Annotated in this window: 9 protein-coding genes and 1 tRNA gene; 5 read left to right on the plus strand and 5 right to left on the minus strand. The window is 43.6% G+C overall.

Going from position 1 to position 21,066, the window contains the following annotated elements; all coding sequences use genetic code 11:
• Positions 1 to 297 precede the first annotated feature (297 nt).
• The 4 genes from J7K40_06975 to J7K40_06990 all read right to left on the minus strand — a co-directional run bounded on the left by J7K40_06975 (position 298) and on the right by J7K40_06990 (position 4,041).
• Positions 298 to 2,013: a proline--tRNA ligase gene (locus tag J7K40_06975; protein MCD6162140.1), complete on the minus strand. Its 1,716-nt coding sequence runs from the start codon at positions 2,011 to 2,013 to the stop codon at positions 298 to 300.
• 178 nt (positions 2,014 to 2,191) lie between these two features.
• Positions 2,192 to 2,263, minus strand: a tRNA-Arg gene (locus J7K40_06980).
• Between the two features lie 256 nt (positions 2,264 to 2,519).
• Positions 2,520 to 2,867 carry a hypothetical protein gene (locus tag J7K40_06985; GenBank protein ID MCD6162141.1) on the minus strand — a complete coding sequence of 116 codons (348 nt, stop codon included), beginning with the start codon at positions 2,865 to 2,867 and terminating at the stop codon, positions 2,520 to 2,522.
• Positions 2,868 to 3,123: 256 nt separating this feature from the next.
• A complete protein-coding gene (locus J7K40_06990; GenBank protein MCD6162142.1) occupies positions 3,124 to 4,041 on the minus strand; it encodes a YafY family transcriptional regulator in 918 nt (305 codons plus the stop codon).
• A gap of 263 nt (positions 4,042 to 4,304) precedes the next feature.
• On the opposite strand from J7K40_06990, the gene J7K40_06995 reads away from it, so the two are divergent.
• The 3 genes from J7K40_06995 to J7K40_07005 are packed head-to-tail and all read left to right on the plus strand — an operon-like array spanning position 4,305 to position 9,395.
• On the plus strand, positions 4,305 to 6,341 hold the full coding sequence (locus J7K40_06995) for a hypothetical protein (protein MCD6162143.1): 2,037 nt from the start codon (positions 4,305 to 4,307) through the stop codon (positions 6,339 to 6,341).
• 28 nt (positions 6,342 to 6,369) lie between these two features.
• Entirely contained in the window at positions 6,370 to 7,635 is a 1,266-nt protein-coding gene (locus J7K40_07000; GenBank protein MCD6162144.1) for a hypothetical protein, read from the plus strand.
• Positions 7,636 to 7,676: 41 nt separating this feature from the next.
• On the plus strand, positions 7,677 to 9,395 hold the full coding sequence (locus J7K40_07005; GenBank protein MCD6162145.1) for a M6 family metalloprotease domain-containing protein: 1,719 nt from the start codon (positions 7,677 to 7,679) through the stop codon (positions 9,393 to 9,395).
• A 589-nt stretch (positions 9,396 to 9,984) separates the two neighbouring features.
• On the opposite strand, the gene J7K40_07010 is transcribed toward J7K40_07005, so the two are convergent.
• Positions 9,985 to 10,962 (minus strand): inositol phosphorylceramide synthase, encoded by a 978-nt coding sequence (locus J7K40_07010; protein ID MCD6162146.1) that lies wholly within the window; start codon positions 10,960 to 10,962, stop codon positions 9,985 to 9,987.
• 822 nt (positions 10,963 to 11,784) lie between these two features.
• Here J7K40_07010 and J7K40_07015 point away from each other — a divergent pair.
• Positions 11,785 to 15,153 (plus strand): hypothetical protein, encoded by a 3,369-nt coding sequence (locus J7K40_07015; GenBank protein ID MCD6162147.1) that lies wholly within the window; start codon positions 11,785 to 11,787, stop codon positions 15,151 to 15,153.
• Positions 15,154 to 16,412: 1,259 nt separating this feature from the next.
• A complete protein-coding gene (locus J7K40_07020) occupies positions 16,413 to 20,702 on the plus strand; it encodes a hypothetical protein (protein MCD6162148.1) in 4,290 nt (1,429 codons plus the stop codon).
• Positions 20,703 to 21,066: the final 364 nt, after the last annotated feature.

Consider the following 21,066-nt stretch of genomic DNA (forward strand, 5'->3'; position numbering starts at 1 on the left):
GGAGGTATCGGCATGACCAATCTCTGGATTCCCAATCAAGTTGGGAATGACGCGGGCAGTGTGGGAATGACGCGGGCGGTGTTGGGAATGACATTATTATAGCATCCGCCTAAAGCGGACAAAAAGCCGGACAGTAGTAATAAATTATCAAAACTTAATAGCCCCGACTTTCCAGTTGGGGCGGGCTTTATCAACAAGCCCCTTGATTGGGAATCCAGTAATCATCGTCTCGAATTATTTTAGCAGTGGAAGTAACTTCCGACTGCACAAGAAAAAGGATATTAATCTACTTATCTATTATAGCGCCTTATAAATCTCGATTGCCTGCTCAGCGGCTGAGTCTATCGGCACCTTTTCCATCGAGAGGTCCTTGCGGCGCACTACCTCGACTATGCCCTGTTTAATTCCCCTGTCCCCTATCGAGATTCTTATCGGCATGCCGATTAAGTCGGCGTCATTGAATTTTACGCCGGGGCGGTCATCGCGGTCATCAATGAGAACCGAATAGCCGGCGGTTTCGAGTTTCTCTGCCAGCGAGAAGGCTATTTCACGATGCTGTTCGCTGTCCATAAACAATGGTATTATATGGAAATCATACGGCGCAATCGTTTTCGGCCAGATAATTCCATTGTCGTCATGGTATGCCTCGACTGCCGCCTGAGCTGTGCGGGTTATGCCGATACCGTAGGAGCCCATTACAAATGGTTTTTCCGCGCCATTCTCATCGACATAATTAGCGCCCAGAGCTTCTGTGTATTTTGTGCCCAGCTTAAACAGGTTGCCGACCTCAATGCCGGAGTATGACCATAGATGTCCATCTCCGCAGCGCAGGCATATTTCGCCTGGTTCGGCATTGCGAATTTCCACAAACTCATCGATATTGAAATCGGCAAGATTCGCATCGATAATGTGAGTGTCATTCTCATTTGCGCCAACTACGAAATTAACTAAGCTTTTAATTTCAGGGTCGGCGATAATCCGCACGCCTTTCAATCCAATCGGACCGGAGAAACCGACTGTTGCGCCCGTTAATTTCACGATAGTTGCCGGGTCTGCCATCTCAAGCTCGATGCAACTCAGATGGTTTTGAAGCTTTATCTCATTGATAGAGCGGTTGCCCCGTATTAGAGCCGCAACGGGTTCGCCATCGGCTAAATAGAATAATGTCTTCACCAGCTTATCAGTCGCCACCTTCAGGAATTCGGAGACTTCCTCGATGGTTTTCATGTTTGGTGTAAAAGCTTTTTTGCTTTCGCGGGGCTGTTCATTGGATTTCTCAACCGTTAACGGGATAGATACGGCTTTTTCGATATTTGCGGTATAATCACACTTATCGCAAGATAAGATTATCTCCTCGCCGCCGGCGGTTTCGACCGGCACCATAAACTCATGAGCGCCAAAGCCGCCCATCGCGCCAACATCAGACTCGACCATCTTGACATCGCAGCCGCAGCGTTTAAATATTTTAAAATAAGCCTCTGCCATTTTTTGATAGGCGATGTTCAAACCGGCTTCATCAACATCGAAAGAATAGGCATCCTTCATGATAAACTCGCGGCCTCGCATAAGACCGAAGCGGGGGCGGATTTCATCCCGGAACTTAACCTGAATCTGGTACATGTTAAGCGGCACGTTGCGATAGCTTCTTAGCTCGCCGCGGGCAATCCAGGCAACTACTTCCTCATGAGTGCCGCCTAAGACCATATCGCGCATGTGGCGGTCTTTCAGGCGCATTTGCTCTTTGCCGACAGTATCCCAGCGGCCGGTTTTCTGCCATAATTCGGCGGGGTGAAGCACCGGCATGGTGATTTCGACTGCGCCCGAGTCGTCCATCTCCTCGCGGACTATATTCATAACTTTATGAAGAGTTCTCTGCATCAGCGGCAGGTAGTTATAAACACCGGCGGTTAGTTTTCTGATATAGCCAGCCCGCATTAAAAGTTTGTGTGAAATGATTTCAGCATCAGCCGGGTCATTACGAAGGGTAGGTATGAAAGTTTTAGTCCATAACATAATTATATTCAGCTCCTGTTATTATCTCTTCTGCCCTCAGGATGTCGACCGCTTGGGTTGGCTCCATCCTGAGGGATAGCAAAAGAAAATTAATCTTATAAATATTTTCGAGCATCATCAGATTGCCTTTCAAATTAAAATCGGCTGTTATTATTAATTATTCATTCTTAATTATAAATACCCCCGGGCCGACTCGAACGGCCGCACACGGCTCCGGAGGCCGATGCTCTATCCACTGAGCTACGGGGGCATTATCTATTTTTACAGCCGGGAGTATATTATTCGGCGTTGAGGTAAAAGTCAAGGATAAGATTTTTTGGAGTTTCCCCATTTTTTTCAGAACATTGAAGATCGGGTTCTGAATGAGTTTGCCTTAGGCAGACTCCATTATAAGGGATAGCATAAGAGTTTAGCTTTGATAATATATTCTGTTATTGGCGTACGTCTCCGTGCGCCGATTTCATGCGTCGTCAGGAACCCCTTCCTGACGATAAGCGTCAATTAAATCATCGATTAAAAAACTTCGCCTTGATAATATATCCCGCACTGACAACAAACATCATTACCCCTATTACATCCCACATCATAGTCCGGGTGGAAAAACCTCCGGAAGCGATTATCCGCAAGACGGCGCCGGTTCCGAGTATCAGCGGTAGGAATATTCCGCGGTTTAATTTCGAGACTCGTCTGATTGGCTTTTTGCGGGCAGTTCGTTTTTTTCTTTCGAGGCGGCGGCGGGCATCCTTATCGAACCATAATTGTTCATCCGGGTCGGCCGGCATGCCGCAATTAGGGCACTCATCGAAGTTTTCTTCCCATTCCGCGCCGCATATTTTGCAGTATTTTTTTGCCATGTTAAATTAACGCAATCTGATAAATTTTCCGCCCTCAGGATGTCGCCCGCTTGGGCGGACTCCATCCTGAGGGATAGCACAAGTCATTGCTCCGCCTCTCGGGCAGACGCCTCTGGCGGACGACGCGGTAACCTGTAGCTTGCTTAGTACCATATAAACAGATTGCTTCACTTCGTTCGCAATGACTGCTATTAGGGTTTTTCAACAAGCTGGCAGCCAAGCGCCTCTTGGCATTTTGTTGAACCGCGCCATTTCTTTACATGTATTTTTTTAGCGTACCCTTCAGTCTTTCCTTTATTTCTTTGCGGATTTCAACCGGTTCTATCAATTCGGCATTCAGGCCATATGCCAACACCCAATTAACAATATCCTCTTTCCCTCTTGAAACAACGCTATATAAAATCTGATTGTTTCCAATATTTTTAATTTTCTCATTCTTATGATGATTAGTTGAGGAAATCGCCACCGCCGCCGGCCCGGAAAATTTTATTTTAAAATGGTATTCCTCTCCCCTGAAAATGCCCCAGCTTTCATCCATATATTCCCTTAAGGAAAACCCTTTAAGTCTATTGAATTTTTTACTAAGAACCTTCAGATTTTTAATTCTGACAAGACGAAAAAGCCTTACCTCTTCCCTTCTCTCGCAGAAGCCAACCAGATACCAGCCATGCTGTCTGAATACAAGGCCGTAAGGATGAACATGTCGTCTTGAGGTTTTGCCATTCAAAGACGTATAGTCAAAACTTACCACTTTTTCCGAATCGATAGTTTTTTCAATTTTGCTAAAAATTTTGGCGATATCCGGCGTATCCGATGAACGAGGCTGAAAATCTATTTTTGCATTTTTCAATATCTCCGGGATATGGCTTTTTATCTTAACCGCCAATCTGTTTTTTACTTCATCAAGGGCTTTACCGGTAGATTTGCCCTGCAGGACATTAAACAGATAAATAAGTTCATCCTTGCCGAAACTTAACGGCGGCACTTTGCCGGTGTCGAGAATGTAATAACCCTTGTCGTAATAGATGGGAATATTAGCCTCGGAAATATCAATAATATCCCGATAAACCGTTCTGACCGATACGCCGCATTTATTCGATAATCGGTCAATTGATATGCCCGGGCTGCTGTCAATCAGCGTTATCATATATAACAAACGCGAAATCTTCTTCATATTATCATATTAGTTTATATGACCTTTAAAGTCAATAGAACTTATCCCTGAACTATGGGATTATCACCATAGTTATAGCGGTAATATCTCGGGTATAATTTGCCGCCCGGATTTCATCATCGCCCTAACTCTTGATAATTCAATGCTATACAAAACACTGTATCATACTGTTTCAGGCAAGAAACCCTTGGCATAATGGTTGCCTTATTAAATTCAAGAAAAATCGAAAGATGTGAACCATTAATAATCAGGAGGGAAGTAAAGTGAAATCTTTTCACCTTAAAACCGGTATGCTGACAGCATTAATTGCAGTATTGCTATTTATTCTTCAGTCATGCTCGGTAAACAAACCCGAGGCGCCCAGTTGGGAAACAACATGGGACCTTCCGCTAACTTCAAAGACTTACAGTATTGAAGACATTATCGATGAGATGGACTCCGACGACATCATGTTTGATTCATCGGGCAATCCGTATTTTTCAATCGAGCAAGAGATTGACACTATTTCGGTGGATGACAACCTTAACGCGCCCGGTGTAACCTGTGAGCCGTTGTCAATAGAGCTTGGCAATGTCGATATTGACGCTCCGGCAATACCATCCTCTGATTTTAACTTGGATGAACTTGGCATTCCAAATGACGCCGGAGTAATTCCTGCACCCGCTACTGGTTCATTAGATAAGAATCTTGATGCTTTTTCAAATTTCTCATTAGCCCAGATAAATCAGGGGATTTTAACAATCGAGGTTGTCAACAATCTGGGGATAGATATCGATTCGCTGACAATAGCAATTTATAATACAGCCGATTTGCCTGCTGCATCGCCTTTGGGTACCGCTGTATTTGATGGCGGCATCAATGACACCGAAACCAAGGCTGATACCATAGACCTTGCCGGCAAGCTAATGAAAAACCAGCTTACCTTAAGGATTTACTATGAAGTATCGGATCAGGCTATTGGCACGCCGTCGAATGACTTGGTAATCAACAGCGCTTTCCCGAACGGTTTGACTGTTTCGAGCGCTATGGCAGAAATTCCGGCTATATCCAAAGATCTTTCTCAGGAAATAGAGTTAAGCGATTCCTCAATTATTTATGAGGCGGTTATCGAGGCCGGCACGATGAATTTATTAATAGAAAATAATACTAATCTGCCGATGAATATCAGCCTTTTGATACCCAATTTTGTATTGAACCATGACACGTTGTCAATCGATACGAGCATTGCCGGCAGTGCTGCTCTTGATTTGGATATTGATTTGGCCAATTATACTTTCAGACCATCCGGCATTTCGTTCCCGCAGACTATCGGGATTGAGGCTGCGGCTGATATTGAGGCTTCCTCACCGACACAATACGCCATTAACCACACAGATAACATCGATATAACATCAGGGGTTTCGGATATTACATTTATTTCGGTGATGGGTCAGATCAAGCCGACTGAAATCGAAATCGCATCGATGCAACAGGCGGTTGAACTTCCCGATGGATTCGAGGATGCTCAATTGACGCAGGCTCGTCTTACCATGACTCTTTATAATAACAGCACAACCGATGTGTTTGCAGACATTCTTCTGTCAAGTCAGGCTGGCGACAGCGTTGTCGTTCAGGATACTATCAGGGGTAAGGCATTAGCATCTTCAGGTCCCTTAGCGACTGATATTACAGTTGGTTCTTCCACTTTGCGAGATTTTTTAAATCCGGCTCCCGAGGAAATCATTATCAATGGTATGGCTATCTTTAATCCTGCCAATGAAGACTCGGTTCTTATTACTAAAAGTGATTTCTTTTACGGTGAAGTTGAAATTTATTCGCCGATGGCATTTGCCTTAGCTGACACCGCTGAAATCGATCTTGAAGCCAGCGATGTAGAAATAGACCCTGACGATATGCCAGATTTCGAGGAAACATTTGTTTATGGCAACATTCAATCCAATTTGACAAGCAGTTTGCCTATCGGCGCTAGGGTTACTTTATTTATCAGTACTCTTGAGGATGCCGTAAACGATCCTAATGCCGTTGTTATCGGACCATTCACTCTTGAAAGCGCAGATACAGATGAAGACGGTTATTCAATCGAGTCGGTACTTTCAACTTTCAATGATTCACTGACATCGGATGAAATATCAATATTCGATAATGAACAAGTTTATATCCTGCCCAGAGTTCAGCTTTTGCCGACAGAAGCCAGCGGCAGCGTTATTCAGGGCAGTGATTCGCTCATAGTTCAGGCATCAGCTGAGCTTAGAGTTAAAGCCGGCGACCATCTGTTTGATGATGATGACGATGACAATTAAGATGATGATATTTTTGGAGGATATAAAGATGTTGAAGAAATACATTTCGATAGCTATGGCGATAGCAATGATAGCTTTAACTGCCAGTCCGCTTTATGCCTGGAGCACAGCCAACCCCAGAGCGTTGGCGATGGGCGGCGCCTATACAGCCTTAGGCGCCGACAATGAGGCGGCCAGTTTTAATCCAGCCAACCTGGGCTTATCAATCCATCGTATTTTTACGTTGAATCTGGTTAATGTTGGGATTGGCATAAAAAATAACAGTTTTTCGCTTAATGACTACAATACATACACTGGGCAGTTTTTAACGGATGACGACAAGGACGCCATTTTAGCCAAGATACCTGCTGAGGGTTTGAAGTTTAATGTGATAACGGAAGCAGGCGGCTTGAATTTTTCGGTCTGGCGGCTGGCGTTTAATTTCCGCGGACTTGGCGCCACAAAGTTTAATATCGATAAGGACCCCTTTGAACTGCTGTTTTACGGCAATGCTGTAAAATCTGAAATTAGCCTTGATAACACCAGCGGCGAGGCTTTGGCTGTGGGGGATGGTTCGGTTTCGTATGGCCATCCGCTTATGAAATGGAAAGGCGGCGAACTTTCAGTTGGCACGACTATCCATTACCTTTACGGCATAGCCTATGAAAAAATTACGCAGTCTGAGGGTAATGTTGCTACGACTGATGATGGTTTCGAGGGCAGCGCTATAATGAAAGTGAAATCGGCTCTTGGCGGCAGCGGAACAGCTTTTGATGTAGGCGGCACGGTGCTATTCGAAAACGATTGGGTATTCTCTGCCTGCTGGCATAATCTATATTCGAAAATAAACTGGACTAAAGATACAGAAGAACTGGTTTATACTTTCAATATGGACCCAATAAATTTTGACGCTATTAACGACAGTGAAAACAGCGATTCTCTAATTGAATCGAATGACACTACTTATTCCATAGAGTCATTCTCATCGAAACTTCCGGCGGTGGTAAAGCTTGGCTTGTCCAGATCATATCACAAGCTTACTTGGGCTGTTGATTGGGAACAGGGAGTTTCATCGGGAGCCTGGCAGGCGGTAACACCGCGTTTGTCGGCTGGTTTGGAATACAGACCTATCGGTGTATTCCCTCTGAGGCTGGGAACCTCTTTTGGCGGCGATAGAGGCACTATTTACTCAACCGGATTCGGAATATATATGGGACCAATGCATATAGATATGGCCATCGCCAATAACGGTTCGATTAAGCCAAACGGCACTAAGGGCGTGTTGTTTGCTTTCGCAATGGGCTTAAGATTCTAATTATAGTTGACTGACTACTGGAGAGAGAGATGATTACGCCAATGAGAAATACTTACTGTCTCAGGCTGCTGAAATCATTTTTGCTGGCGATTACGGCGGGCATTATCCTGCCCGCCGCTCTCCCGGCAATGCCGCCATTTCCGCAGGAAAACGGCAGTATGAAAGCTAACCAAGTGCCGCAATCATATTATATGAAAAACAGAAACAGATTACATGAAAACGGTGTAAATGCGCCCGGTGACTTGCTGACAAAGCGAAAAACAGGATTGACGAAAGCTAATGTTTCGAGAGAAATAAATATTCTGGCAATACTAATCGATTTTTCAGATAAACCCGCTCAAGCTATGGCGGCATATTTTGACACATTGATTTATGAAGATATTTCGGGGTCTGTTATGAATTACTATAAGGAAGTCTCATACAACACCCTGACTATCACTACGGCAGTGATTCCCTCAACGTTTGGCTGGCAAAGAGCACCCGAAACTTATGATTACTATTGCAATGGCCAAAACGGACTTGGCGGTTATCCTAATAATGCCCGGAAATTAGTTGAGGATGCGGTTGATCTTGTTGACCCTTATGTTGATTTTTCTAATTATGATAATGATTCCGATGGCGAGGTTGACGGCCTTATAATCATTCATTCCGGTACGGGCGCCGAAAAAACCGGCTCAAGCGATGACATTTGGTCTCATAAATGGACTATTAATGCGCGGCTTGTCGATGGCGTATATGTTAAAACCTATACGATGGACCCTGAATACTGGAATTATCCGGAAGATATGACCTGCGGCGTTTTCTGCCATGAATTGGGACACATGTTCGGCTTGCCTGATTTATATGATACGGATCTCTCATCAAACGGCATCGGCAAATGGAGCCTAATGGCTTCAGGCGCCTGGAATGGGACTTTGGGCAATTCACCGGCTCATCTTGATGCCTGGTGCAAGGAACAGCTTGGTTTTGTGATAACTGAGCAATTGGTTAGCAATCAGACCAATATTTCGATTCCGGCAGTAGAAAATAATCCAACGGTTTATAAATTAACAACGGACAGTTTAGCTAACGAGGAATATTTCCTTGTGGAAAACAGGCAGCAAATCAGCTATGACAGCCACCTTCCCGGCAATGGCTTGCTGATTTGGCATATTTATAATAGCCAGAGCAACAACAACAGCGAATGGATGCCTGAAAATGGCGTAGCGAGCAGTACTAACAATTATAAGGTAGCGTTAATTCAGGCTGACAACAATTGGGATTTGGAAAAATGCATTAATCGCGGCGACAGCGGCGATCCATTCCCCGGCTTATCCGGCAATAATATATTCAATAGTAATTCCAGTCCAAATTCATATTCATATAGCGGCACAGCTTCCAATGTGTCGGTTGTAAATATCAGTAATTCCGGCGCTATAATGACTGCCGATATGGGGATTGGCATTGAGGGAAACAGTCATGATGATAATCAGACTGCCGGCAACCTGGTATTAAACCAGAATTTCCCTAATCCTTTTAACTCGATGACTACAATCAGCTTCCAGTTGAAACAGGCGGGTTTTGCCGAAATTGCTATTTTTGATATTTCCGGTAGATTGGTCAAGAAAGTATTTTCGGGAAATCTAAGCGTTGGTTTACATAATTTCGTATGGGATGGCTCTAATCAAAGCGGTTTTAATGTCGGTTCGGGCGTTTATTTATACCGTATTAGCTTAAATAATACCGACAGCTTATATCGTAAAATGTTATTAATTAAGTAAGTGAAAGCCGGAGGTTTAGAATAAATCGTACGCAAACACAAGTGAATAATCACAGCAATAAAATAGCTTCCGGTTCTGAATCAGTAAGCAAAGAAAGACCTAAACGCCCTTAAAAAGCTTTTAAGACAAAGTTAAAAGAGATAATATAAAATGCTAAGAACGGGTGATATTATTATGTTAACAGGAAACTTCTCTTGACATTTTTTTGTTAATGCTTATATTGATAAGTGTGGGGAAGCTGAATAGTTTAGCTTAGAACAGAATAGCTTTGAATTAATGATTATCTCAACAGCTATTATATTGATGATTAATTGTTTATTGGAGAGCAAGCTACAATTTCAATAGAATATTGCTGTGAGTCTGGCAATTAGTCTTCTTACCCCCTCCGGAGGATTATTGCCATATAGCCTCACAGCGCTTAAACCCCTGCATATAGCGGGGGTTATTTTATTAAGTCCGGATTTTACAGCCATGCCCGCCGGCAGGCAGGTTGGAATTTTGTTATGGCAGTGATTATCATATAAGACATCGCTATGAATCGATATCATTCTTTGGCAGCCAAGGCGCGCAATACGATTTTATTGCATTATCAGGATGAATGCTTGCGTATCATACCCTGCCACCATTTATCGAATTTGGGTATATAAACAAACACCGGTATTGCTAACGCCCAGCCGGCAAAGATATCAATTACATAATGATGGCGAAGGTATACTGTCGATAAAATCAACCCGATGCAAAACGGCAGGATTATCCAGAAAGTGGTTTTCGTATATTTCCAGGCAAACATCAGCGACAACAATGTTACCGCCGAGTGCAGAGATGGAAAAGCGCACCGCGACCAGCTGGGGAGCATATTGATCGCCTGGTTGGCGACATTGGTCAGGATAGCGCCGTCAAGATTGACTGTATATAGATGCTTAAGAGTCAGGCGCGGCGGCACCGCCGGAAACAGGACGTAGAGAAAATAACCGCAATAGAAGCATAATATAACAGTAACAATCGTCTCCCGAAACTCCTGTCGGCGTTTTTGTATAAGCAAAACAATAGCGACAATCGGCGCAAACATGAAAAATATCATATAGCAGAACGAGAATATCTCAGTCAGCCAGGGATGGACAAATTGCTGAGACCAAACGCACGGCTGACAGCCAAACAGCCATTGGTCGATGGCGATAAGGTAGTTGTGGATATCGTTGGGATTGGCAAAATGGACTGTATCATGAAGGTTGGTGTATATCGCTAAGCAATAGGCAAACGGTAGAATATCCCGTAAAAACGAGAGGATAGCGTTATCGGAACGCTGGCGGGTGATAATATAGGCGATGATAATAACGATGACCACCGCTCCCAGTCTTTGCATATCGCCAATGAAAAGTTTTGGTACATACCCCTGGGCTTTGAAAAAGAAATAGGCTTTAAATGTCAGGTATGCCATCGGGAAGAAAGCAGCTAAGGCGATAAATTCCTCCGGCCTAAACGAGAAAATGATATGTTTGAGCTTTGCGGCAAAGTTTGTCGTTTCGGACGGCATATCTGGTTTATTCATTTCGACAGTTTTTGACATGGGGGGATATATAATTTATAATAGGGTTAAAGTAAATTGTTTTTTGTGAAAAATTATTCCTCGTTTTATCGAGTCTCCGCACCCGACAACAAAAGTAATTTATCGCGATGGCAGAAGCAAAAGTAATTTATCGCGATGGCAGGAACCCTTTCCTGCTATCTTTTATTAGCGTACCAATGTCGTCAGGAAAGGGTTCCTGACAACGCATGAAAATCCTGCATAAATTCTTTATAATTTAATTTATTTCATAGAGTTAACATTTAAAAAAGTGGAAATCATACTGCGAGAGGTGTCGGGTTTTTCATTCGTCCGCCTAAGGCGGACTCATTCGGAACCCGACTTGCTGTGTTATGAAAAAATAATAAAAAAAAAAATGAGGAAACTCCAAGTCAATTATCCCTTGACAAATGGCTGATTTTTCTCTATATATTATAATAGTTATGCATCAAGTTAGTAAAGAGCTGAGCATCTACAATTATTTGCGTAATAACCTCATTAGGGTAATAAAGTAATTTTACCCTGAAGTCGAGAAGGATATTTTAATTAACTATTCGTTCTAATCACAAGGAGGATGTTAGCAATAATCTAATTAACAAATTTTATCATCAAATTAGGTCTGCCATTATAATTTTAATCCAAAGAGAATCAAGTATGCCAATATTGATTTCTATTGAGTTATAATAATTGGCATTTCCGATAATTAGTATTTCAACGATAGCTTTAATAGCTCTTGAATATTTTAAAATTTAATTGGTTTTTACATCAAGCGGGGGTGAATTTATGTTTTATCTGATTTGAGAATGAGTGATAAGGAGGAGTGAGTTGCATAAAAGTATTTTTATTTTAGCGGTTATTGTTTTGGTAGTAAGTTTTATAACTGTTGGCGCAATAGCCGACTGGGAACCGGGAGACAATTACGAGATGCATTTCCCGCAGCTGCCGGATGAAGATGGCTGGGGTGTTAATGCTTCCTGGCCTATGACTTTGGCAGACGATTGGCTATGCACCGAATCAGGCTGGATTCAAGATATTCATTACTGGGGTTCATGGAAACATGATTATGCAGGAGAAATCGAGTACTTTATATTGAGTATCCATGATGACATTCCCGACAGCCTGAATCCGTCCGGCTACAGCATGCCGGAAAACCCGCCCTTATGGACATTAGATGTGCCTTATAATGATGTTATAGTCGTTCCATTTACTCCGGATACTTTGGAAGGCTGGTTTGACCCAAACAGCGGCGAAATTCTTGATAATGACCATTTACAGTATTTCCAATACAATATCTTTTTAGATGAGGACAACTGGTTTTGGCAGGAGGAGGGTACTGTTTACTGGCTGAATATCTCTGCGGTTTTGGCAGGCGCCCAACCTGATACGATTGAGTGGGGTTGGAATTCATCCGAAAATCACTGGAATGACAAGACTGTCTGGTGTTTAAACCCCGACTTCTACTGGATAGATATTTACGAACCGGCGATACCGATTTCAAACACTTTTACTTCTTACTTAAATGAAAGCGGCGATTCTGCCTGGGGTTGGGGTTCGGACGCTTATGGTGAGGGCTGGTACTACTATCCGGAATCCAACTCGTGGAATATCTGGTTCTATGACCATCCGATGGATACTACTCGGAAAAAAATTATCAGGATTGAATTCGATATAGTTAAATACACGCATTCTTGGCCCTCAATGGCAGTAGTATCGTTATGCTGGTCGAACCAGCTGTGGGTCGATACAACAAGTCCGCCGGTTGAATCATTGGAAGAGGAATTCATAGACAGTGAAATAATCCTTGCCGCTGAAAATTACGAAGGGTTGTGGACATACGTTTTGGATATTGAGGATTTCAACCCTGCCTGGGTCTCGGTTAAAATTCAGGGAAATAACTTCTCGCTTATGAATGGGGTCATTGATCATGCCTGCTATGGTTCGCTTGATATGGCATTTGTGATTTCCGGCGAATCCGGCCGTCCAGCACCGCAAACCGGCGACCCTGATTACAACGACGCACCCTACATGCCAATTGCCTGCCATCAAGATCAAACATACGAGCGACTGGGGCAGCTATCGGATAATGAGCCTGCTCCTATTTATGATGATGACACTCAAGGCATAACCAATGACGACGATGGCTTAATTGGCGCAGTTTTAGCTAATGGCTACCTGACATTAAGATTCGTAGTTTCTTCCTCGTATTCGGCTAATCCCGGTAGTTTCCTGTCATGCTCGGAAGATTGTGTGGATGCCTGGGTTGACTGGAACGGCAACGATAGATTTGAACACGCATCCGAATATATTGGAAGCTGGACAGGCAATCCGATAACCGGCTGGAACGGCCCTTTTGGTCGGGATGCGGTGATTGGCACAATTACCGGTTTCGTAGGCATCAGAGAGCCGGGATATTACCCGATTCGACTCCGTCTTAACTGGGAACAATATACAGGAATACATACGCCAAGCCCGGGAAGCGGCATTATCGGAACTTGCGATGATTGGGGTGAGGTTGAAGACGAGGTGTTTTATATAACTCCCGGCGGCGGTAATTGGGACTATAAAATGCACTTCCCGCAGCTTCCTGATGAAACAGGCTGGGATGCTAATGCTACCTGGCCGATGATATTGGCCGATGACTGGATGTGCTCGGAGACAGGCTGGGTTAAAGATATTCATTTTTGGGGTTCATGGCGTCAAGGCTTAACAGGAAACATTGACAGTTTTTTAGTGCGAATCCATTATGATGTACCGGCAAATCAAAGTCCTACCGGCTACAGCATGCCCGGTCTTTTAGTCTGGGAAAATACAATAGGGCGAAGTATGTTTGAAGAATTTCCTTTGGCAGCGGATTCATTCGAGGGTTGGTTTACTCCCGCCGAGATTGTAACTGAAGTAAATCCTATGGATAACTGGGAATACTGGCGCTATGATATACTACTTCCCGACAGCTTGTGGTTCGAGCAGGAAAACGGCGTTATCTACTGGCTGAGTATATCTGCTTTTATCGAGGATATGCTTCCCGATACGATTGTATGGGGTTGGAAATCATCCAGCGACCATTGGAATGATAACAGCGTCTGGGTACAATTTCCTGATAATTTCAGAAGAGAATTGTATGAACCGACATTCCCGTATACTCCTTTCGATATCAATGATGACGGATATGCAGCAACCGTAGCCGATCTTATTTTACTGATCAACTATTTAAATGGAGTTTCGCTGCCGCCATACGAGGTTGATGGCTTCTATCCGGCGGCAGATTGTGACGGCAATTGCGTGATTGATATTAACGATTATTATAATTTGGCTGGCCATATAATTGATCCCTACAGCATTACCCTCTCTTACTGCACATATTATCCGCCGGATGATATTATTCAATCGCTCGATCTGTCGTTTGTAATCACTGGCGATACATTAGAATCGGCGCCCGATAATAATGACTGCGAAAATGCTTCCGCAATAAATGATGGCGATACGCCGTTTTCTACGTTAGGTTCAACAACTGATAATAATGGCAACTGCAGTTTAGCTTTACAAAAGGATATATGGTTTAGATATACCGCTGCCTGCACCGGCACTTTAACAGTTGATTTATGCTATTCTAATTTTGACACCTATGTCGGTATTTTTGATAATTGCAATGACATGAACTGCATAGCGACAAATAATGATGGCTGCGGTATATTAAACGGTCCATCTTATGTACAATTTGTTGTGAGTGCCGGAATTGACTACCTGATTTGCGTTGGCGGCAATGGCGGCGCAACCGGCAGCGGCATAATTACTATCACCTGCGCTCCTACTGTCAACTGCTTCAATTATCTTACCGGCGATGTTAATATGCATATCGGTTTATGGCCGCCGGTAGTAATCGGTTCGGATGTTACATATCTGATTAATTATTTCAGAGGCATAATAGCCTCTCAGCCATGTTTTATGAATAATCCAGCAAGTGATGTTCCATACTTCTGGGCCTCGGCAGATGTTAACGGCGACTGCATAGTCATGGGCAGCGATGCTACCAAGCTGGTTACATATTTTAGAGGTACTGGCTCAATTGATTATTGTATCAGCTATACGCCATGCTGGCCACCTCTTCCCCCCGACCCACCCTCCGGCTGGCCAAATTGCCAGATACCGCCGGTTTTAAAGGGTTCGACGATAATACCATCTCAATCCGGCAAATAGATTAAGGTAGAGTAGTGAAGTCAGAAGTAACTTCTGACTTCACGCATGTTGTTGACAAAAAGTATTAATTAGTAAATTTCATAAGAGCATTTAGTAGGTTTAGTTTTGACCGCAGGAGCTTGCGCCAAAAGTTATAAAAGTCTATATCCCATTGCGCTTATAGGGGCATATTGCAATACGCCCCTACGCGATGCCCTTGCAAATCAATGGCTTATCTACAAACAATACATCTGATTTATTAGCAAAATGTCCGCAATGATTGCTCAATCAATCTTTTATCACAGCCCCGTAGTGAAAAACCCGACGTTTCGACTCTGATAAGTAATTTACTGAGGGAAAGAGGTTTATATTGCCGAGACAAGGTGTCGGGTTTTTTCTCGCCTTCGGCGAGCCGGAATCCGATCCGCTACTGTCCTACCAATAATTTATAGGTTTTAAGAATTATTGAAATATTTCCTTTATGTTGGTTATTTATCGATATGACCTTCTGTTAAAATCCTGATTTGCAAAACGGCGCTTGGCAGCCAATCGGAAAGCAAAAATTAACGATACTTTTAAATGGGTAACCTTATACGTTATCGCAGGCGAATTCTTTAAAAAAAGCTTGACAGTTTGAAAATAATTATATACAATACAGCAGAGGTAGCAAACATGGTTTTGTATCTAAAAGCATCCTTAATTATTCTAAATCGTATTAATGTTTACGAACTATTAACTAAAATAAAACTTTAAGGAATTTTAAGCGTTTTATGAAAACGCAAGCAAGAAAAATATGTGAATTAATTACTTCATAAGCAACAAATAAATAACTTTAAGTGGAATTTAGGTATTAAGTTAACCTCGAAGCAAATAGCAATTTTAATGATGGGAGGAGAAGTATAAAAGCATACGTTAAGGAATCAGCAAAATAAACTTTCTTTAGTGTTTTATTTTCTTCGGATTTGTTTGGGATAGCAAAACATCCCAATTTAAGTAAAAAAGTTACTGCTTTCAGATGTTTTAAAAATGAGCATGTTATATGCTTTAATAAAAGCAAGAGTGATTAAATTAAGAATTTTGAAGCGGTAGATTTTGCCAAAACAATCTGAATATGTAAAATATACTTAACGGATGTTTAGAAAGGAATAAAGAGTAAAGAGAAGTAATTTTTTAGGGGTAAAGTTGTTAATTAATTTAATTTAGCGGAAATCAGGTAACTCGTTAGATGGTAATGTAATTAAACAAAAATTAACTCCAATTTTTTTATGGAGGAAAAGTAAATGAAAAAATGTCTTTTATTGACCGCAATTTTAGTTTTAGCTTTCAGTTTTGCTTGGGCTGATGTTGTTGACAATAATTCAGCGGTTTTATCTACCGATAATACTGCCATTTCAAAAGCCGCTATTAGCGAAAGTGCCAATAGCCCTATGGCCAACGGCACTGTTCTAAGTGTTGACATGAGAAGCACTGATATTCAACATCGCACAGTTGGCACCCCGATTACGGTCAAGCCTGCTCAGGGAGCCGCTTTAGATGCTCCGCCTAATGATTCCTGTCAGAATTGCATTGCAATTTCCGGCACTGGTACTCAGGATGGCACCTGCGTCGAGGCGACTGTTGACTGCCCGGCTTTGAACACCAACGAGTGCGTTTGGTTTTGTATTGATGCACCTAATGCCACAAACGACATTGAGATAGACTTCTGCAAAACCTATACCGAACTTGGCGGCGATATCTGGACTATCTGGGCGGTATTATTCGAAACCTGTTCATGTGATACCGCTGATTTTATAGCTCCGGATTTCTTTGCATGGGGCGAAGATCCTGCTTGTAATTATCAGCCAATTTACCGCTTCTATGCTCTGCCCGGTCCGGCCACATATTATCTGCCGGTTTACGTGCTTGATTATTATGACGCATTATGCGCATTCCGCTTCGATTATGCTGTTACGGACGCTTTCGTTCCGCCGCAGGGCGACATGTGTGATGATCCGTTCATGATTACATCATTCCCATATACGGATGCAAATAATAGCTGTGACTTCCGTCATGACTACGGCTATCCGGGTGAAGACGTTGTTTATGAATTCACCTTGACCGAATGCAAAGACGTAACTGTTTCATTGTGTAATTCACCAGACACATTTGATACTTATCTGTGGCTGATGGATGATTGCGGCGTTCAAGCTGTTGCCACTGATGATGATGGTTGTATGTCTTCCGGCTATGGCCTATCCCGCATAGAAGGCTATCGTCTGCAAGCCGGCACTTACTGGATTTTAGTAGATGCCTATAGCGGCAACTGCGGCAATTATGTTTTAGATGTTACTGTAGAAGATTGCCCTCCGCCTTGCGATTACAACGACTGCACAGAAATCGATTATGATTCTCTGCTTTATGATGGCGGCACTCTCGTTTATGAGGGCAATAACTATGGCGCAACCCTCGATCCGAACTGCGACTCCTTAACTACTGCTATGTCTTGGATTTATTTCCATACGGAAGCTCAGCTTGATGTTAAGCTTGAGTTCTGCGGCACCGATCCGGTTAGAACCGGTTACTATCGTATTTTAAGTCCATCCTGTCCTTGCCCGCCAAACGGCTGGGTCTTTGCCCAAGAAGAAAACGATACTGAATGCGGTGACGGCAACACTACTCTGTATTTCAAAAGATTAGCTGCCGGATCTTATTGGTATCCTGTCATTGGTGATGCCTCGGAAGGCCCATACTTGATTACTTTAACAGCTGGTCCTCCTACAGGCTATTGCGACTACACCTGTACACCGGGCGCTACAGCTGAAGGCGAAGTCTGCGGCGACGATGACAATGGCGGCTGCAACTCCGCACCTCCAATATTTGGTTCGGTTAGTATCGATGAACATATTTGTGGTACTGTTTGGGGTGATGGCGGCACAAGAGATACCGATTGGTTCATTTGGACATCACCTCCTCAGGATACTATGATTATCTGGAGCGCTGCCGGATCCTGCCCGATTGTTTTAATTGTTATGGAATTAGATAGTATGAGTACAGATGGCGCGGATACCTGCTGCTATACATATTTAGGCGGTAATGGTATTGCTGAATGCGAAACAACCTCTGTTATAACAGCTATTGATGGCAATTCCGACATAATGTTCTTCGTCTCTACTGACGGAATATACAGCGGTTATCCATGTGCGGATGGCCCGACTGGCGACGGTTTCCCGTATGAAGCCTGGCTTGCCTTCCAATATTCGGGTCCTCCTGTTAATGATGATTGTGCTTATGCTTTCGAGATTGGCGAAGTAACCGACTATCCATTCACCAATATCGGTGCTACAACCGACAATAACGGCGATTGCGACCCAGACCTGCAATCAGATGTCTGGTATAGATATACGCCCTCCAGTACTGGAATGGCTGAAGTCAGTCTCTGCGATGCCACTCTTTATGATGCATTCCTCGGCATCTTTACAGATGACTGTATCAACCATGAATGTATAGTTTATGATGACGACGGTTGCGGGCAAGGCGGCGGTCCTTCAAAAGCCTCATTCATGACAACCTTTGGTGAATCCTACCTGATCTGTATCGGCGGCTGGGCCGGCGGTATGGGTAATGGCGAATTTGACATAACAATCGCAGCGCCTCCGGAAATCAGAGTCGATCCAACAACGGTTGATGGCACTGCTCCTGAAGGCGGAATGGATACCGAAACTCTTAATGTTTACAACGATGGCGAGATGGACCTCGACTTCGATGTTATCGTTGAGCAGAATACCGGCGCTCCATTCAGCGCAAGCGATGTTATGGCTCCAATCGCAAAAACCCCGACCTTTGACAATGTTTCTCTCTCTGGCGATGTTTCGATAAAATCTGCCGTCAATAATAGCGGCTCTATGCCATCGTTAAACGACCCTGAAACGCTTAAGAGCGTTTCTAAACATATTGATTTGAGAAGCGGTTCTAATGATGAAACGGCTACCGAAATGTATTGTGACCTGATAATGACAGGTGCGCAAATGTATGTTTTGGGTGCGTTTGGTGATGGTTCCGAAGCGGCAGTATTCATGGATCCTGCCGTTTGTGGTGATCCTTCCGGAACATATCCCTTCCAAATTGATTCTCTTAATATAGCTGTTTACAGCAACAACACTGTTGAAGAAGATGTTAGTTTCGCAGTTATTCTTTACGAAGCTGATATGACAGATCCATCCTGCCCGGTTCCTGGGGCCTGGATCACTAATACACCTGTTTACAGTTATACATTCCCAGCTGGCGGCGCTTTCTATGGTTTTGTTCTTGATGCACCGCCTTTGACTTGCGTAAATGCTCCGTTCTTCATGTCCGTTTATTATCCTGACGCGCAGGAATATGTTGCTTATTGTATGACTGATTTTGCGACTCCGCCTCCTGTTCCTTGCTACTCTTATTTCAATGATAATGCTGGCAGTGGATGGCTTTCTTTATTTGATGCTTTCGCGTATGATGCCGACTGGAGTGAATACTACTATGTCAGCGGTCGCACCGAAACTTGCGAAGCTCCTGCTTGCACCGTCTCATGTCCGGGTGAAGGTATTGCCGAAGCTGAAGTTTGCGGCGATAGTGATAACGACGGTTGTAATGGCGATCCAGTTGTATTCGAAGATATAGCTTGGAATACTATTGTATGTGGTACCGGCTACTCAACCGATGCTGATACTGGCGGCAATTTCAACAGAGATACCGACTGGTACAACTTCACGACTGCTGGTCTGACCAACATTGATATTCGCATAACTTCCGAATTCCCATGCAACATGTATCTGTTAGATGCCACAAATTGCGACAGCATAGGAATGTATGCGGCAATTTCTCTGCCGAGTCCATGTACGGAAGGACGGATTTATGGCACGTTAGGTGCCGGCACTTACACGATATGGGTTGGCCCGACTGTTGCCAGTGTTTATTGTGATGAATCCGGTGATTACGGCGTAGATTACAATCTTTCCTTAGATGCTGAAATTGCCTGGTTGTACACCGACATCGATGCGGGCACCGTTGTTGCGCCAGGTCCTGTGCCTGTCGAGGTAACAATGGATGCTGCTCAGCTTACTGAGGGCGATTATTACGGAAACGTGATATTCGAATCCAATGATCCGGTAACTCCGACAACTACTATTCCGGTTCACTTCCTAGTAACCGCAGGCAGTGATTGTTATGAATACATGGCTGGCGACGTTAACCAGTCATTAGGTCTGTGGATACCGAGAGTAATCGGCGGCGACGTTACCTTCTTGGTTAACTTCTTCAAGGGCTCACCTACGTCGGTTCCTTGTTATATGCACAACCCAAGCGCTGGCAACCCATACTTCTGGGCCTCAGCTGACGCTAATGGCGACTGTATTGTAATGGGCAGCGACGTGATTAAGATGGTAGGCTACTTCAGAGGTGCTCAGCAGATATCGTATTGCGTAGATTACCTGCCTTGCTGGCATCCCGCAGATCCAGCTTTCGATCCTCCTCCAGCAACAGCACCAGCTGGCTGGCCGAATTGTGAAACTCCTCCTGTTACTGGTTCCAAAATAATTCCGACTCAATCTAAGTAAGCTTTTACTAAAATAGTCTACCGACTATGTAGGGGCGTCCGGCAACTGCCGGACGTTCCTTTTTTATTTATAAGTCAAATCATTACTATCCGGCCTTCTATAGAACATTATAATCAACGTCACTCCCGTGAAAACGGGAGTCCAGAAATTGGTCATGCCGACACATCCTGCCGGCCGGCGCCCGCCTGTCTGCGGACACGGGGCACGGTATTCTTGTTATCCACCCTTGAGTTAACGAACAGTTTTCTGGATTCCCCCGCCGCGGCGGGGGAATGACGTAAATGGATAATCATCGAATTAAAATCAATTACTAAAATTTTATCTCGAAATATTTAACAAAATAAAAGATGAAATGTCGATGTTT

The organism is Candidatus Zixiibacteriota bacterium, assembly GCA_021159005.1.
Taxonomy (GTDB): Bacteria; Zixibacteria; MSB-5A5; order UBA10806; family 4484-95; genus JAGGSN01.

Excerpts from the sequence above, each read along its gene's own strand:
- J7K40_06975 (MCD6162140.1), bottom strand. The coding sequence starts at position 2,013 with ATGTTATGGACTAAAACTTTCATACCTACCCTTCGTAATGACCCGGCT.
- J7K40_06985 (MCD6162141.1), bottom strand. The coding sequence starts at position 2,867 with ATGGCAAAAAAATACTGCAAAATATGCGGCGCGGAATGGGAAGAAAAC.
- J7K40_06990 (MCD6162142.1), bottom strand. The coding sequence starts at position 4,041 with ATGAAGAAGATTTCGCGTTTGTTATATATGATAACGCTGATTGACAGC.
- J7K40_07000 (MCD6162144.1), top strand. The coding sequence starts at position 6,370 with ATGTTGAAGAAATACATTTCGATAGCTATGGCGATAGCAATGATAGCT.
- J7K40_07005 (MCD6162145.1), top strand. The coding sequence starts at position 7,677 with ATGAGAAATACTTACTGTCTCAGGCTGCTGAAATCATTTTTGCTGGCG.
- J7K40_07010 (MCD6162146.1), bottom strand. The coding sequence starts at position 10,962 with ATGTCAAAAACTGTCGAAATGAATAAACCAGATATGCCGTCCGAAACG.
- J7K40_07020 (MCD6162148.1), top strand. The coding sequence starts at position 16,413 with ATGAAAAAATGTCTTTTATTGACCGCAATTTTAGTTTTAGCTTTCAGT.